The organism is Sphingomonas melonis DAPP-PG 224, from assembly GCF_000379045.1.
In the GTDB taxonomy this organism is placed as follows: Bacteria; Pseudomonadota; Alphaproteobacteria; order Sphingomonadales; family Sphingomonadaceae; genus Sphingomonas; species Sphingomonas aquatilis.
Window position 1 is genome coordinate 1 of the sequence record NZ_KB900606.1, and the last position, 15671, is coordinate 15671.

At 68.3% G+C, this 15671-nt stretch carries 13 protein-coding genes; 1 reads left to right on the forward strand and 12 read right to left on the reverse strand.

All coding sequences use genetic code 11. The annotated features are described in order from the left end of the window. Positions 1–902: 902 nt before the first annotated feature. Positions 903–1709 carry an Abi family protein gene (locus SPHME3_RS0118460; RefSeq protein WP_018251147.1) on the forward strand — a complete coding sequence of 269 codons (807 nt, stop codon included), beginning with the start codon at positions 903–905 and terminating at the stop codon, positions 1707–1709. A gap of 48 nt (positions 1710–1757) precedes the next feature. On the opposite strand, the gene SPHME3_RS0118465 is transcribed toward SPHME3_RS0118460, so the two are convergent. The 12 genes from SPHME3_RS0118465 to SPHME3_RS0118525 form a co-directional block, all read right to left on the reverse strand. Beyond that, complete coding sequence (locus SPHME3_RS0118465; RefSeq protein WP_018251148.1) at positions 1758–2162, reverse strand: single-stranded DNA-binding protein; 405 nt, start codon at positions 2160–2162, stop codon at positions 1758–1760. Between the two features lie 1191 nt (positions 2163–3353). Then, entirely contained in the window at positions 3354–4313 is a 960-nt protein-coding gene (locus SPHME3_RS0118475; RefSeq protein ID WP_018251150.1) for a DUF2493 domain-containing protein, read from the reverse strand. A gap of 215 nt (positions 4314–4528) precedes the next feature. Further along, positions 4529–5026, reverse strand: a complete 498-nt coding sequence (locus SPHME3_RS0118480) for a hypothetical protein (RefSeq protein WP_018251151.1) — start codon at positions 5024–5026, stop codon at positions 4529–4531. Positions 5027–5071: 45 nt separating this feature from the next. Then, positions 5072–5230, reverse strand: a complete 159-nt coding sequence (locus tag SPHME3_RS21170; protein ID WP_018251152.1) for a hypothetical protein — start codon at positions 5228–5230, stop codon at positions 5072–5074. Between the two features lie 196 nt (positions 5231–5426). Continuing rightward, a complete protein-coding gene (locus SPHME3_RS0118490; RefSeq protein ID WP_018251153.1) occupies positions 5427–6392 on the reverse strand; it encodes a hypothetical protein in 966 nt (321 codons plus the stop codon). Next, positions 6389–6619 carry a hypothetical protein gene (locus SPHME3_RS0118495; protein ID WP_018251154.1) on the reverse strand — a complete coding sequence of 77 codons (231 nt, stop codon included), beginning with the start codon at positions 6617–6619 and terminating at the stop codon, positions 6389–6391. Before SPHME3_RS0118495 ends, SPHME3_RS0118490 begins: the two co-directional genes overlap by 4 nt. Next, entirely contained in the window at positions 6616–7227 is a 612-nt protein-coding gene (locus SPHME3_RS0118500) for a DUF6927 domain-containing protein (RefSeq protein WP_018251155.1), read from the reverse strand. Before SPHME3_RS0118500 ends, SPHME3_RS0118495 begins: the two co-directional genes overlap by 4 nt. A 24-nt stretch (positions 7228–7251) precedes the next feature. Further along, positions 7252–7881 (reverse strand): hypothetical protein, encoded by a 630-nt coding sequence (locus SPHME3_RS0118505; protein ID WP_018251156.1) that lies wholly within the window; start codon positions 7879–7881, stop codon positions 7252–7254. A 77-nt stretch (positions 7882–7958) separates the two neighbouring features. Then, positions 7959–8921 (reverse strand): phosphoadenosine phosphosulfate reductase domain-containing protein, encoded by a 963-nt coding sequence (locus tag SPHME3_RS0118510; RefSeq protein ID WP_018251157.1) that lies wholly within the window; start codon positions 8919–8921, stop codon positions 7959–7961. A 2-nt stretch (positions 8922–8923) separates the two neighbouring features. Next, positions 8924–9853, reverse strand: a complete 930-nt coding sequence (locus SPHME3_RS0118515) for an ArdC family protein (RefSeq protein WP_018251158.1) — start codon at positions 9851–9853, stop codon at positions 8924–8926. Positions 9854–9982: 129 nt separating this feature from the next. Further along, complete coding sequence (locus SPHME3_RS0118520) at positions 9983–12070, reverse strand: ParB/RepB/Spo0J family partition protein (protein WP_018251159.1); 2088 nt, start codon at positions 12068–12070, stop codon at positions 9983–9985. A 123-nt stretch (positions 12071–12193) separates the two neighbouring features. Continuing rightward, the gene (locus SPHME3_RS0118525; RefSeq protein WP_231376787.1) at positions 12194–15568 is read right to left on the reverse strand and encodes a strawberry notch family protein; all 3375 of its coding nucleotides are present in this window, start codon (positions 15566–15568) and stop codon (positions 12194–12196) included. Between the last annotated feature and the right edge of the window lie 103 nt (positions 15569–15671).

The following is a 15671-nucleotide window of genomic DNA, read 5'->3' on the forward strand; positions in this document are numbered from 1 at the left end:
CGTATTCGTTGACGATGGTGAGCGAGCTGTCGTGGTCTTCGGCGGTGATGACCGCGTACTGGGTACCGACGGCGACCACCATGGTGGCGACCATCAGCGTCCGGGCGAGGCTGAGAGCGGATTTGCGGGCGATCCAGATGTCGTTGAACATGTCCGAGGCTCCTGTGAAGCCGGCGGGGTGCATCCCCGCTCGACAGGCGCCCGACAGGACGGGGAGGGGCCGCGATCACTTTCTTGCTGGTCAAGCAAGAAAGCCGTAGCGAAGCGCCCGGACCCCTTGTGGGTTGATCGAACAAGGCCACGAGCCGGCCCAAGGATTGCGCCTCCAAGAGCGGGGTGGAGCACGCCGGCAGGGTGCCTCCTGGGCAGCGCTGGACCGCCCGTGCCGCCCTCCAGCACGGACCAGTCGGCCGCTCCCGTCGCCGTTCGCGCACTCGGCGCCCGCCATCGCACGGTTCCTCGCGCAGCGTCTCTGCGCCACGCGGTGCACGCCGCGCGGAAAGAGACTGCCGGATTTCGGAAACATGTTTCCGCGCGCCAGATCCCGTCAGTCGATCGTCACCCGCATGGGCCGAGACCTGCCAAGGGCTCGGCGGAGCGTTAAGCGGAGTAGAGCGACGGTCCCGGCCTCGGCCGGGAGACGTCCCACCCCGACCCTCCTGTCCGAACTCGATCAACGGCATCGGGGTATCGGCTGTTTGCCGCCCCATTTGGATGATGCTAGGATCTAGCCCGACGAGAGCTTCCGGGGCGAACCTCTTGCCGTACCCGCCTCATCACGCTATATGGCTTGGGTCACGGGTCGCCACACGTCCTTTCGGGGAGTGCAAAAGGGCGGCCCTTCGCGTTTTCGGATGACGCTACCTCCTTACACCAAGCCGCACGCAACGGCCGCCCAGCGCGTGGCGCACCTGCGCAGCCGGGGCCTGATCGTCGCGCGACCCAATGTCGCTGCCCGCAAGATCGACCTGGTCGGATACGAACGGCTCCGCATCTACTTCCTCAGCCGGCGCCAGTTAGGGGTGCCGAACCGACCGTTCCAACCGGGAACGACGTACCAGCAGATCCTGCGCCTCTACGAGTGCGACGGCATGCTGCGGGAGGCTTGCTTTGCCGCAGTGGGGCAGTTCGAACTGCTGCTGCGCAACGCCATGTCGGAGACGCTCAGCGACCGACACGGCAGCCACCCTTATTTCGAGCCTACCGCCTTCAAGGATGCCACCGCCAACCTTGAAGCACTGCAGAGCTTCACCGCCGCTTACACCCAGACCAAGGACCAGCGCGCGCTGCACTATCGACAAACCTACGGGACCCCGATCCTGCCGCCGATCTGGACGATGAAGGAGTTTCTCACTTTCGGCCGGGCGGTGCGCATCTTCAAGAACCTCGAGGGCTCGCTGCGCACCAGCATCTCGGCCCAGTTCGGGGTGCCGAGCGACCAGCTGTTCACGAGCTGGCTCGAGTGCCTGGTCGACGTCCGCAACATCTGCGCGCACCACGACCGGCTGTTCAACCGCAGCTTTCCGAAACAGCCACAGGGTCTCAGGCGCGCTGGCGTCCCGACCGCCCCGAGAAACAAGCTCAAGGCGATCCTCGAGTGCCTGGACTATCTGCTCGCCCAGCGCGGCGCCCCCGTCGGCATCGTCGTCGAGGTGGGCCGCATCATCGCCCGTTTTCCCGAGGTGCAGCCTGGCGAGGTCGGTTACTGACGCGAGAAGAGGCCCGGGAGCCGAAGCTCCCGGACCTGCCCGAGACGGTCAGAACGGGATGTCGTCATCCTCGTTGTCCTGGGCGCCGCCCTGCTGCTGGCGGGACTTGCCGTAGGAGAGGAACGTCACCTCATCGGCGATGATCTCGACGCCGAAGCGCTCGATATCCTGCTGGTCGGTCCAGCGGGTGTAGTGGATGCGGCCCGTGACCATCACCTTCTGGCCCTTTTCGACATTCTCAGCGACCGACTTGGCGACACCGTTGAAGCAGGTGATCCGGTGCCACTCGGTGTCCTCGACCCGGCGACCGCTCTCCTTGATGATCTTGCCCTCGCTGTCGCGCTTCGGGCGCGAGGTCGCGAGACTGAAGCTGGTGATCTTGGTGCCGCCCTGGGTGGTGCGGGTCTCGGGAGCGTTGCCGACGTTGCCGGCGAGGATGACGAGGTTCTTCATGACGAGGTTCCTTCTGTTCTGCCTGAGGGTTCGTCCCCTCGGCTGAACACCGTCAAAGACGGCCAGGACGGCGGCTCCACCGGAGCGGCGCAAGACGCGAAGGGGAACCCCGGTCGGAGGAGTGGTGCGGGCAGCCGCGAAGCGGCAACTCGGTCCGAACGACAAGCGGGTTGGGGCCGTTGGACGGCCGGCTTAGGTCGTTCATGAAAGAGAGGGGAGGGGCCCACGGGCGATCAGCGATGGACCTGAGTTGAGGATCCTCGCACTCGACGCTGCGATGCCCTGCAACCCTGACGCTCCTCCCTCCAGCGGCATCGCCGCCGAGTCAAACGCGATCGGCCAATCGGCGCCGGCGAGGTCTGTCCATGGAGGTGTCGCCGGGCCTGGACCTGTGGCTAGGTCGATCCTGTCGCGGTGTCGTGTGGTCGCGCGTCGATTGGGCGAAGCGGTCACGATCGCCCACCCCGCAGGAAAGGCCGGAAGGCCGGTGCCTGGCGCGATCAGCCGCAGGTGTTTCCGCCCCGGCTGGACCGTGGCTGGCGGGGCGGCGCTCGACATAAGACGGGGCTGTCTTCGCGACGAACGAAGGGGCGGCCGTGAGCCGGCGCCGGGCCTCACGCCGGCGCTCCTCCGCGCCCATCGATGTCGGGTGCGGAAGCATCCTCGTCGAGCGATCGTGACCCGAACGGTCCGTGCCCCGCCAGGGGCTCAGCAACGGGCAAGCAGATCGAGCGGCGGTCCCGGCTTACCGGGCAGGGCTCATTACGTCTGGACGCCTTCGTGCCACCTCTCGGTGAGATACCTCATCTCGGCGTCATAAAAGACGCTGTTGACGTGGACGGCGCAAGGTCGCTGCGCGACATACGCGAGGATGGTCAGCATGTCGGTGGAGACCGCCCGATCGACGTTCCACCGACGCTGATTGAAAGGTGGCAGAGGTCGGCCGCTCGACGAGAACAATGCGGAGGGCTGCCCGGACGGCGGGGCTGAGCTGGCGAGGCGGCCCCACTCTGGCCAGCGCCAGCATGGGGTGCGCACCGTAACGCGCCGGCAACCTCCAGAACGGGATCGTGCCGTCGGGTCGATGGATGTCCGGTCGATCGCAATGCGCGGCGCCAGTAGCGATCGCCGCCATTTGGTTCCTCGGGCAAGGAGAAGGCCGCCGGCGTGCCGGCGGCCGATGCCGGCAGCTCAGGCGACCTTGCGGTCGCGCTGAGCGTTCTGAGCGGCGGGCGGGGTGCCAAGCGGGCCGCGGCGGTCCACGACGCGGATGCCGGCCGCCTTCGCGTCGATCACGAGGCGCTCGGTCACGCCGTTGCCCTGGAAGGCGATGACGTAGCGGGGCTTCAGCGAAAGCATCTGCTCGTTGCGGCGGAAGCCGGCGCGATCGCCGAGCTTGCGGTCCAGCCCGAACCGAACCTGCTGGACGCCGTGCTGCTCCGCCCAGGAGGCGGCGATGCGCTCGATCCCCTTCATGTCGCCGCCATGCACGAGATACATGTCCCCGATGCGCTCGCGGACGGCATTGAGGGTGCGCAGGAGATTGTCCCCGAACGTCTTCATGTCGTTGTCCGACTGGAAGGTCAGCCTTCCACCGGCGAACACGATCGCGGTGCCCTGCGCGGTGTTCGCGTCCCGGACCCTCTCGCGGCGGGCGCGGAGGAACGCCTGTCCGTCGACGATCGCCGAGGTGACGCCCAGCGAGATACGGTTGCCCGTCGCAGGGATCCAGGAGCGGCCCGTCTCGCGAAGGTAGTGAGCGGCCGCGGTGTCGCGCATGTGTTCATAGCAGCCGGCGGCTTCCTCGATCTTCTTGGCGAGCTCGATCTTCTCCTCGAGGTTCGTGCTGTTGATCTCCGATCCGTCCTGCTCGGCGATCAGGAGCCTGATCTCGTCGGTCAGGCGATCGATGGTCGCGTGCTTCTTGCTCGCGGCCCGGTGGAAGAGGTTCACCAAGCCCCAGCCCAATTCCTCGATGTCGCGCTCGAGCGACGTGTTGAAGAGGGTGGCGAACAGGTCGCTCCAGATGGCGGTGGTGGTCTGGTCGAGCGCCTCGATCGGAGGAGGCGCCATGCCGCTCAGGTCTTCGTTGCGGGGTTCGAGATGGCCGAGCTCGAGGGCGGCGAGCGCCGCGGCGAGGGAAGTGGTCATGGGCGAGCCTTTCACTCAGGTGTGCCGGCGGCCTATCCGCCGGATGCGCACCTCCTGGGCCGCCGATCGAGAGGCGGCCGCACCGAGGCAAAGCCGAGGGGAACCTGCGAAAACCGGGGTGGAGCGGGCAGCCGCGCAGCGGCAACACGGCCCGGTCTTCGCAGGTTGCGGACGGCTCGCGGCGGCCCATGTGCCGCATCCCTCTGGCGGAAGGCTTAGCCGGCTACCGGTGATGCAATGGCGGTCGCTGCTCCACCCTCGCCACGGCGCGTCGCCTCGGGCGGTAGCCCGAACGCTTCGATGTCCTCCAGAATGGTGCGTCCGGTGGCGCACAGGCGGACCAGCGCCTTGGGGTCGATCCTCAACCGCCCGTCATCACCGATCGCGTCGAGCATGATGCGGAGCTGGAGAACCAGGTCCTCGCTCCGGGTCGCGGCATAACCCGCCACCCGCGCCGTGTCCGTGAACAGGCCCGGGACGGGCAGGACGGAGGCGTCTGCTCCCTCGGGAGTATCGCGCCAGGGATCGACGTCGACGCCGGGTGCGAGCGCGACGACGTAGGACGGGGTAGGCCCGCAGTGACTCCGCCAATCGCTCGAACCGTTGGCGAGCTCGATGGCGGCTCGGCACGCCGCGATCGGGTCCTCCGCCTCGACCGTGGTCTCGAAGCGATGGTGCGCAGAGTATTCGCATTGGACGGTGAAGGGCTTCATCGGATCGACTCCTGAGAGGGGTGGCAACGGGAGCGCCCACGTCCGTCACTCGTAGCGGGGGCGTTCGGCAGGGAAGGCGACCGGGGGCCAGCCATCGTTGACCTGGGCGACATAGCGGCCGGCGCTGAGGGCGCTGCTGAGCGGGCGGGCATGATCGGCGACGTTCCAGTCGCGATCGAGGTGACCCTGGATCTCCGCCGCCATCCCGACGCCACGATCCTCTTGGCCGATTGGAAACGTTGTGCCCAAGGCCGTCAGCTCCGGAGCGGTGCAGAGTTCCCCCGCGTCTTAGTACCAGCCGTCTTCTTCGCGTTCGTCATAGAGGTAGACGGCGACTCTGTGCATGGTGCGCCCCTTCGCTGAGTGAGCAGCAGACTCACCGCATCGAAAGGCCCCCGCTTCAGGGGGTGCTCATCGCGTTTGCGAGGTCATGGGCCTTCTTGTGGCGGAGCGCATCGGCGCCGCGATTGAAGTCATCGAGCCAGCGCCCCATCGGGGTGCGGGCGTCGGCGGGGAGGGCGGCTTGGGCCGCTTGGAACGCGAGCAGCTCGGTCGGCGCCCGGGCGATGATGCGGTCGATCTCCTCCGGAGGGAGGAGGCCGCGTTCGCGGATGAACTCGGTGATGCTGCCGGGGCGCGGGGTCGCGCCGCGGCGGCCGAGGACCGGACGTCGCCAGAGGCCGTCCACATTGCGCAGCCGGGGTTTCGCCCGGGCCTCCATGAGGACGATGATGCGCAGTTCGTCGGCCGATAGCTCCTCCACCTCGTCGGGCTTGATGCTCCCGCAGAAGAAGCAGCTCGACTTGGGTGGGACCGGAAGCCCGGCGGCGGCGATGCGCCGCTCGCATCGCGCGCGATCCCATCCCCATTCCCGCAAGGGGTAGCGGTACGCGTAGCGGGGATCCTCGCACCCGAGCGCGTGGTGATAACGCTGGGTATCACGCGCGGAGGCGTCGTAGCCGATCAGCTTCACGACGCGGTTCCCGGCGTCCCAGCAGCGGCGCGCCGGCTCCCAGTCTGCCGTCCAAGCGTCCTGGGCGCTGGCCTTCCATTTCTGCGAGCATGACCCCCGATTGAACACCACCGAAGGCAGGGTGGCATTGGTGAGCATGTTCTCCGCGATCGTCGCGTAAGGTGGCCAGTGCTTGAAATTGCGGGGGTGGTAGCGGCAAATCTCGGAGGGGATGCCCCGGTGGGCCATCCAGGCACGGAAGATGGGCAGGAACGCATAGGTGCCGGCCTTTTCCGAGCCGGGGTCGGCGAACAGCACCATGTCGATCGGCTCGCCGCGCTCCGCCATCTCGACGATCATGGCGGTCGAATCCACGCCGGCACCCCATGCCGCGACGACGGGCGGGCGGCTCACGGCCGCCCCCCGGTGGCGAGAGGAGCGGGCATAGCCAGCCACTCGGGCTCGTCGTCGGCGATCGGCACGTCCAGCGTGCCAGCCTCGGCCTCGCTGAAGACGGTGGCGTTGAAGAGCGGCCCGAACCCGTAGTCGTTGCTCCAGAAGCTCAAGCCGTGAGTGCGGTCGCGGGTGCCGAGAACGAAGCCGTAAGCACCCTCGGCAGCGCTGTCCGACGCCGCGGTCACGATGCCACCTGGGGGACGGTGACGGCCGGGTTGATAAGCCGGTAGGCGCGCTTCTTGACGGACGGGATCTGGCAGATCTGGCGCGAGGAGGGGTCGCGATAGCGCAGCCCCTTCCCGTTGGGACCGGCGATGACCTCGAAGCGGGTGCGCTCGATGCCGTCGTTGAAGCGGAGCGGATCGTCGAAGACGATCGTCTGTCCAGGTCGGGGGGTCGGCTTGGCGTCGAGCAGGCGGCGTTTCGCCAGGTTGGCGCGGCAGCGCGCGCGCCAGTTGTTCGGCCATTCGCCTTCGATGGGCGTGAGCAGGTCGAGGATCGACGCGGGGCACTCGCTCTCGTGAGGCCCCATGTGCTCCGTCATGTCCTTGTAGCCGAAGGTCTGGCCGTCGCGCGCGTTCGGGCGCGAGAAGGTAAGGCAGATGATGGCGAATACGGTCGGAGCCTTGTCGGCGGTCTCGACCCGCTCGGCCGCGGCGTAGTAGGTGCTGCCGACCATCGACGACTTCAGGACCGTCAGGCGGTGATCGTCGCGGGTGTAGGTGAACTGATCGTCGAGGTAGGCGCGCGCGTTCGCGAAGCGCCCGGTGTCGCGCATGGTAAGCCAGCCCATGATGGGGGTCCTTTCAGGTTGGGGTCAGGCAGCGAGGCGCAGCGCGCCGAGCGTGCCGATCGTCGCGGCGAGGCGGCGCGCGAACGCGGCCGGGTCGAGCAGCTCGGCGATCGGCGCGAGGTGAACCTTGCCGGCGGGCTCGCCACCCATGCAGCGGTTGAAGCTGATCTCGCTGTCGGGGAGGAAGCTGCGCGGAACGACGCGGATGCCGATATCGGCATGGCGGAGCTCGCTGGTGCCGTCGTTCCGGTCGGTGCCGAGCGTGCTGTTCACCCGGGCCGTGTCTGGATCGAGGCCGATGGCCTCGGCGAGCCGCGTGAGGGCGCGGCGCGCCTGATAGTGGAACGTCCGCTTGGCGGCGTGGTCGCCAGCGACGCTGTGCCCCGCGATGTCGAGCAGTGCGGGAGCGGCGATGACGGCGGCACGATCGGCGGCGCAGCGGAGGCGCAGGTCGGCGACGCTGGGAGCGGATCGCTCGGCGACGTCGGCCAGATTGCGGACGAGGAGGATGACCGCCGCATCGCGAGCGATCGACTTGCCGGCGCGCCGGCAGTCGTCGACCGCGGCGTTGAGGGCGTGAAGCGCCGCGGGGAGCGTTTCCGAACCGTCGGGCGCCAGCGCCTGGTTGTGCCGGTACAAGGTATCGTAGAACATGGAACCAACCTCCTTCATGAGCGCAGGGGCGCTCAGAAGGCCGAAGGCTCCCTCTCCTCCGTCTCGAGGCGGAACGGTCATGGCGGACCGGCAGCGTCACCGAACGCCCCGGCGGGCATGGCCCATGGCCGGGCTACGATCGGCAGGCGCCACTCGATGTCTTCGGCCTGCGCCAGTTCGTCGGGATGCTGGATTGCGGCCGGGAAGGGCCGACCTCGGTCGGCGAGCTGTGCGACATCGAGCGCGCGGTGGATCGTCTTGCCGCTCGCCGCTTCGCGGACCTGCACGCGCCGAAAGGCGGCGGGGAAGACGAACCTGACGCTCGCCCATTGGTCGGGCGAGCCGAAGATGCAGGTCCGGCACGACAGACGGCCCCAACCGAGGACGTATGCCGGGTGGGGTCGGATGCCGGCATCGGCGATTGCCTGCCATACTCGGGCCTCTGTCCAGTCGTGGACGGGCCGCCAGTGGTCGACGTCGCGGGTCGCGGTCGCGGTGCGGTGTCGCTCGAAGGAAGCATAGTGGGCGCGTGCCGGGCTTTCCTCGGCGCGCTCGCCGGTAACGACGAGCGTGGGGCCGTCGAGGAAGCGCGCCTGGTTGCGGATCGCGGCGGCGAGTACATCGATCTTCAGCGACGGGCTGCACCAGCGGACCCGGAGATCGGCGGCCGTCTGAGGAAAGATGCCCCTGGTGCCGGCGCGACCATTCCCGCCAGCGGTCCCGATACCGTCCTGCGTCTCGAACCGGACCGGCGCCGTCGGTGCGTCGGTTCGGTCGAGTTCGCGCGCGAAGCCGCCTTCGCGCCACGAGACGTAGAGCTGAAGCCCAAGGTGGGCCGCGATCGCGCGGACGTATCCGGGGGTGCAGGGCCAGTCCATGAAGCTTGGCCCATTGCCATCGACATCATGGTGGTGGAGCTCGATCGCGTGTGCCGGCACGCCGATGGCGAGGAGGTGCAGCAGGGCGGCAAGGCTGTCCTTGCCGCCGCTGAACGCGACGACGATGCGCCGATAGGCGCGGAGGTCCGGAGCGGCGCGCACGATCAGGCCGCTTCACGGATCGGCTCTTCGGTCGACTCGTCGCCGGCAAGGCCGGTGGCGCGGAGGAGGAAGCCGGCGGCGGCTTCGGCCTTGGCCGCGGCGGTCATCACCGCCCGGTTGTCGCGCTTCAGCACGCGGAGCCACGAACCGATGTAGCTGGCGTGATCGTCGAGGTGCGAGGTCGGAAGGCCGAGGTCAGCGCCGAGCAGCGCGGCCGTCATCTCGGCGCAGAGCTCCTCGAAGGCATAGGCCTCGTCACCGAACTTCTTGCCGAACTGGCGGTCGAGCCGATCCGGGTGGCCGGTCCAATGCCCCGCCTCATGGGCGAGGGTGGACGCCCAATACGCCCGGGTCGAGAATTGGTCGACGGCCGGCATGGTGATGCTGTCGTCGATGCGGTCGTAGAAGGCCTTGTCGCCGCCAGTGTGGACGGTCGCGGGGAGCGCGTCGACGAACGCCTGCGCGCGGTCGGGGAGCGTGTCGGCCGGAGGGACGACGCTGAGCGCGGACGGACGAAAGCGGTCGGGCAGACCGTCGATCTGATCCGCGTTGAACACGGCGTAGCTGCGCAGCACGCGGCGCGTCTCGTCGGTGCTGTCGCCGGTGACGGGGGATTCGACCGTCTTGCTGTAGGATTTGTAGAAGATGGCGATCTGCGACCGCTCGCCTTCCCGCACCTGCGCGCCGAGCGCCTGCGCCTGCTTGTAGGTCATCCAGGTGCGCGACAGATAGCCGGCGCTGTCGGCGACCAGCCAGAGCCAGAAGCAGTTGATGCCGCGATAGGGCTCGCCGGTCACGCGCAGCGGGCGGCCGCCCAGGCCGGGGCGCCACGGCTTGACCCATGGGCGCACCCCGGCTTCCAAGCGGTCGATGATGGTGTTGGTGATGATGTCCGCGGGCGAGGGCTTCTCGGTGGTCTTGGCCACGATCATTCTCCTGGTTTGTGTGAGGCGGACCCGTGTCGCGCCGGCTTTTCGCCGAGCGTGGGATCGGGTCACAAAAAGAGGGGCGGCACTTGCGAAGAGCACCGCCCCCAGTCGCCTCGAACTGGGCTCCAAGCGTTACGCAGCCTGGCTGTAATCCTCCTCGTCGCCGCGGGTCGGATGCTCGTCGTCGTCGCCGGCGAGGTCCGGATCGTCCGACAAGTCATCGTCATCCAGCTCGGGGTCCTCGTCCGCATCGGTGACGAAGCTGGAGCGCGCGCGGACGCGCTCGGGCTTCTCGATCCCGTCAAACCGCATCGCGTCCGGCAACCAGGCCGATGCCTTTTCGCGGATCTCGGCCTCGACGATGCCCTGGCCGTTGCAGAGCGAGCCGCAGGTGGTGGCGAGGTCGGTCTTCTTCGCGTCCTTGTAGCGGCCGCGAAGGATCGGACCGCCGATCTCCTCGAGCGCGTCGAGCATCACGTCCTTCTTCACGCGATTGAAGAAGTTCTCGAACGTGGGGCGCCACCAGTTGGCAACCTCGATGCCGAGCAGGCGACCGAGATGGTCGTGGAAGCCGTTCACCCGGCCGCCGTCGGCAATATTGAGGGTCGCCTCGAGCGTCTGCGCGATCGAGTACGCCACCCACGCTCCCCGGGCCTGATCGTCCAGCCCCCGGAAGGCGTCGAAGCGGGCGGACATGGTGTCGTGGGCCACCCAGCTCGTATCAAGCTGCTGGCGCTGATCCTCGATGGTCTGCGATGCCATCGACGCCTCGTCGCGGAACGCGAAGATCGGCATCTGAGCGGTGCTCGCCTTCAAGGTCGAGTGATCGCGGACGTAGCTGCCGGAGAACACGAGGTCCTGCGCCATCAGAAAGATGGTCAGGTCGAGCGCGATCGCTGGATCGCTGGCGAGGTGCGCGACGAGGATCTGGCGGCGCTGGGTCGCCAGCTCGTCCACCAACGCGGCGCTGTAGCGCGGGCCGTGATCCACCTCGTCCGCACCACCGGCACCACCGGCACCACCGGCACCACCGGGGTTGCCGACCGGGGCATTGGGGTCGACCACCTTCTTCTCGCTGAACATGCGCGCGTGGACGCGAACCTGCCCGTCGTTCCCGATATAGACGAAGGTGCCGAGCTGGGCCTTCACCGCGGGGTCGATGGCGCGGCGTGCGGTGTCCATCTCGTCGATCTCCCGCTCGATCGCCTCGAGGCGATCGTTCGCCGCCTCTGCTTCCGGCGTGCCTTCCTCAAGCTCGGTGTTCAGCGCCTCGACGAGTGCATCGTTCTCGGTGCCGAGCTCCTCGAGCAGGGCCTGCTCCTCATCGGTCAGCGGGCGGGCGGTGGCGTGAAATTCGTGAAGCTGCCGCTCCATGTCGTAAGGGACGTTGGTGGCGGCGATCGGGGTGACAAACGCGAGCCCCTGCTCCTGCGCCAGTTCGGCCGCGGCCGCCTCCAACTTCTTGGCGGCGAGTTCCTCGAGGAGATCGACGTCGGTCCAGTTCTCGTCGCCGGTGTCCTGCGCGAACAGGTCGCCCTCGATGCGACCGCCAGCGGCGACATAGACGTCACGACCGACGAACCGCGCCTTGGCGTCGTTCGCCTTGACGGTGCCGTTCAGGATGGCGCGACGGATGTTGTCGGGCTGGTTGCCGTAGTAGGACTGCTTCATCTGCTCGAACACGCGCGCCTGGCGGTCGGTGTCGGCGGTGACGGCGTAGGCCTGGGCGACGCCCAAGGTGATCTCGCCGGCGGAAAGCGCCTCGAAGATGGCGGGTGCCAGCTCGGCGAGGCGGACACGCTGCTCGACGAAGCGGGTAGTGACACCGAACCGCTTGGCGACGTCCTCGGCCGACGCGCCCTTGTCGATGAAGTGCTTGAAGGCGTCGCACTCGTCAGCCGGGTTCATCGGCGTGCGGTTGAAGTTTTCGGCGAGGCTGGCCTCCACGGAGCCGCCCTCGTCGGCGAGGACGAGCACGGGGACCTCGTGGTCGGCCGGGAGCGTGCCCTGCTCGATCAGGAGCTGCAACGCGCGCAGGCGCACGCCGCCCGCCTTCACCGTGTAGGTGCCCGCCTTCTTGAGCGGGGTAACGATCAGGTTCTGGAGCAGCCCCTGGGCTGCGATGCTGGCGGCCATCGCCTCAACGCTCACCGCACGCTTGCACTTGCGCACATTGTCCTTTGACAGCGAGAGGTTCTTGACCTTCACGGACTGGATCATCGGTCGTCTCCGTCTGGAATTGGCGCGCCGTGTCCGACGGTCGCGCAAGCCTGTTCCCCAGGCCCACCAAGCCGAAGGCTCCCTCCCCTCTCTTCGGTTGGCGGGGGGAGGGACCTTGATGCGTCAGGCGATGATGCGGTCGAGCACAGCCGGGGCAGAGGCCACGGGCACGAAGAGCCGCGTCTTGTGCTGGATGATCTCCGTGAAGCATCCCGCGGCCTTCAGCTCGGCGAGCCGCGTGTGCGGCCAGTCGAGCAGCTCGAGGCGTTGCTGACCCGCGACCAGACTGCGCTTCAGCCGGTACGCACCGATCGCGGTGGTCTCCCCCGTCGCCAGGACGTGCTTGGACGTCTCCTCGGCCGATACAGCGATGGCGGCGTCGATCCCGAACGCCGCGGCGAGCTTCGGCACGATCGGCGCGGGAACGAGGCGGCCAAGGAACGACTGGCCGTCATCGGTGGTCAGACGCCACACCTGCACATGTTCGTCGGGGAGGCGGTCCCAGACGGGAAGTAGCAGGCCGGCGACGAGGTAGATGGTGCTGGTGCGGGTCTTGCCCCGCATCTCCTCCACCTCGGCCGACCACAGCGCGGAGAACTCCTCCTCGCTCGCCTCCTCCCACATCGTTTCCGAGAGGAGGTCCTGGCGCATCCGCTCGGTGCGCGTCGGGCGGACGAGCTCGTAGCGGCGGATGATCTCGCCGTCGTCATCGGTCAGCGAGAAGGTGCTGCACCGGATCGCGGCACGCCCTGACTTGCGGTTGACGATCGGGCGCGCGTCCTCGCCGAGGATCCGCATCGCCCGATCCACGCCAAGCGGCTTGTAGCGTTCCTCCGTCTCGAGCCGGAGGATCTCGGTCTTGGCGCCGCTGACCGGATCGCGCCGGATGACAGTGCGATCGAGGATGGTGATCCGCTCGGCGGTGATGCTCTCCACGCCGACGTCGAGCGTGCCGGCTTCCCGGGCCGCCTCGACGCGCGCCTCGATCAGGCCGAGATACTCGTCGAAGATCGCGTTCTGAAGCGCGATGCGCAGCGCCAGGATGCGGTTGAGCCACCTCTGGATGGGCGGCAGCTCCTCTTTGAGCCCGCCACCTTCGCCCTCGAGGTCGAGGCCGGTGAGCTGCTGGAAGTCACCGAAGTTGATCGAGCGGAGCTTGCCCTCGGCGAGCAGCCGGAACCACGTCTCCAGCGCCTCCTTGGCGTAATCGCTTTCGAGGTTGTCCCGGGGATCGAACAGCCCCTGACCCCCGGTCTGGCGCTGGCCCCGGGTGAGGGCGCCCAGGCTGTCGAGCCGGCGCGCGATTGTCGAGATGAACCGGCGCTCGCCTCGGCAGTCGGTCGACACGGGGCGGAACAGCGGCGCCGAGGCCTGGTGGGTGCGGTGCGTCCGCCCGAGCCCCTGGATGGCGGCGTCGGCCCGCCAACCCGGCTCCAGCAGGTAGTGGATGCGGCGCGAACGGTTCTCGGCCGAGAGGCTGGCATGGTAGGAGCGCCCGGTGCCGCCTGCATCCGAGAAGATCAGGATCTTCTTCTCAGCCCGCATGAAGGCGTCCGTCTCGGCGAGGTTGGTGCGGGGGCTGCGGTTCTCGATCCGCTGGCGACCGGCAGTGTCGACCACGATGCGGCGGCTCCGTCCCGTCACTTCCGCCACGGCTTGGGTGCCGAAATGCCCGATGATGTGATCGAGGGCCGAGCCGACGATCGGCAGCGCGCCGATCTGCTCCACCAAGTCGTCGCGCATCTGCAGAGCCTCCTGGCTCAGCACGGGACGGCCTTCCTCGTCGCACATGGGCTCCGAGCGGGTCTTGCCCCTATCGTCGACGAAGGTCTTCATCTGGCGGATCGGGAAGGCCGCCATGAGGTAGTCCATCAGGAACTCGCGCGGGGAGAGCTCGATGTCGAGGTTGGCGCGCTCCTCGGCACACAGGCCGGCAAGGGCGCGGTTGAGCATCGCCTCCGAGGTCGAGACGAGCTGCACCACCACGCTGTCACCGCGGGCAAGGTCCTTGGCGATCGCGGGGATCAGCGATGGGAGCTTCATCCCGATCAGGAGCTGGCCGAAGAACCGCTGCTTGGTCGACTCGAAGATCGACAACGCGGCGGCCTTGGCCCCGCTGTTGTAGGTATCCTTCGAGAAGCTGTCGGTGACGCGCGTCGCATCGAGGGCGGCGCGCAGGTTGGCGTGGATGATCGCCCATGCATCGGCATAGGCGTCGTACACCGCGATCTGGTCGACCGTGAGCTGATGCTCCAGGATGTCGTACTCGACGCCGGCGAAGCTCAGCGCGCGCGCGGCGTAGAGCCCCTGCATCTTGAGATCGCGCGCGATCAGCTCCAGCGCCGCGATCCCGCCCCGGCGCAGGCTTTCCACGAACGCCTTGCGGTCGGCGAAGGCCGTGCCCGGCCCCCACAACCCGAGGCGTGTGGCGTAGGCGAGATTGTTCACGTCCGATGCGCCCGTGGCGGAGACGTAGAGGACGCGGGCGCGGGGAAGGAGGTTCTGCAGGCGGACGCCGGCGATCCCCTGGTCGGACCCGTCCTTGGTGCCGAAGCGGCCTTCGCCGCCGGCGACACCCGCCATCTCGTGCGCCTCGTCGAACACGATCATGCCGTCGAAGCCGTCCCCCAGCCAGTCGAGGATCTGGCGAAGCCGTGTGCCTTTGTCGCCGCGGTTGGAGCGCAGCGTCGCATAGGTGAGGAAGAGTACGCCCTCGCCGGCGCCGACGGGTACCCCGAGCTTCCACTGGTTGAGGTGCTGGATGTCGAGTGCGAGGCCGCCCACCGCGGTCCAGTCACGGCGCGCATCCTCCAGCAGCGTCTCGGTCTTGGAGATCCAGACGTGCTTGCGACGGCGGCGGAGCCACTGGTCGAGGATGATCGAGGCGACCTGGCGGCCTTTGCCGGCGCCGGTGCCGTCGGCGAGGAAGAAGCCGGTTCGGTAGGGCTGGCCCGCGTCGTCAGGCGTCAGGGACAAGCCCTCTTCGGCGGGCAGGAACCGGCCCGGGAGATCGCGCTCGAAAGCATCGCTGGCGTAGATCAGCGTCTCGAGCTGGGCGTCCGACAGGACCTTGCCGTCGACGACGTGGGCCGGAAGCTGAGGCCGGTAGCTCGGCCGCGGCGCGGTGATCGAGCCCATGGCAATCGATTCCACCAGCGCCGTCGGGTGCTGCGACGCGCACCCGATCGCGATCCGGCTCGGCCGATAGGGCAGGTAGACGCCCACGGCCTCCTCCACGGGCGCCGGCTCGGCCATGACGGTATAGTCGATGTTGCGGGTGGCATTGGACACGCGCTCGCGCGTGGTCGGTGCCGGGAGGCGGCGCCGTGCCGAGAGTCCGCCGAGGAGCGAGCCGGAGGAGGGGCGCATGGAGCGCGGTACCGGCGAGGGAGCGGGCGACGCGGGCGCCTGGACGGCGGCGATGTGGGCGAGGGCGGCCGCCAGCGTCTCGCAGGGCGTCAGGTCGGCCCCCCCGGGCTGGCCCTTTTCGAGGAGCATGATCTTCACGGCCTGGCCAGTGCCGTGCTTGGCATAGGCGTTAGCCGGCAGGAGGAGGTGCAGGGTAAGGCCGCACCCTTCGCTGGCCTTGATCCAGGCCCGT

Coding starts and splice junctions, on each gene's coding strand:
- SPHME3_RS0118465 (WP_018251148.1), bottom strand. CDS start 2,162: ATGAAGAACCTCGTCATCCTCGCCGGCAACGTCGGCAACGCTCCCGAG.
- SPHME3_RS0118475 (WP_018251150.1), bottom strand. CDS start 4,313: ATGACCACTTCCCTCGCCGCGGCGCTCGCCGCCCTCGAGCTCGGCCAT.
- SPHME3_RS0118480 (WP_018251151.1), bottom strand. CDS start 5,026: ATGAAGCCCTTCACCGTCCAATGCGAATACTCTGCGCACCATCGCTTC.
- SPHME3_RS21170 (WP_018251152.1), bottom strand. CDS start 5,230: ATGGCGGCGGAGATCCAGGGTCACCTCGATCGCGACTGGAACGTCGCC.
- SPHME3_RS0118500 (WP_018251155.1), bottom strand. CDS start 7,227: ATGGGCTGGCTTACCATGCGCGACACCGGGCGCTTCGCGAACGCGCGC.
- SPHME3_RS0118505 (WP_018251156.1), bottom strand. CDS start 7,881: ATGTTCTACGATACCTTGTACCGGCACAACCAGGCGCTGGCGCCCGAC.
- SPHME3_RS0118515 (WP_018251158.1), bottom strand. CDS start 9,853: ATGATCGTGGCCAAGACCACCGAGAAGCCCTCGCCCGCGGACATCATC.
- SPHME3_RS0118520 (WP_018251159.1), bottom strand. CDS start 12,070: ATGATCCAGTCCGTGAAGGTCAAGAACCTCTCGCTGTCAAAGGACAAT.
- SPHME3_RS0118525 (WP_231376787.1), bottom strand. CDS start 15,568: ATGCTCCTCGAAAAGGGCCAGCCCGGGGGGGCCGACCTGACGCCCTGC.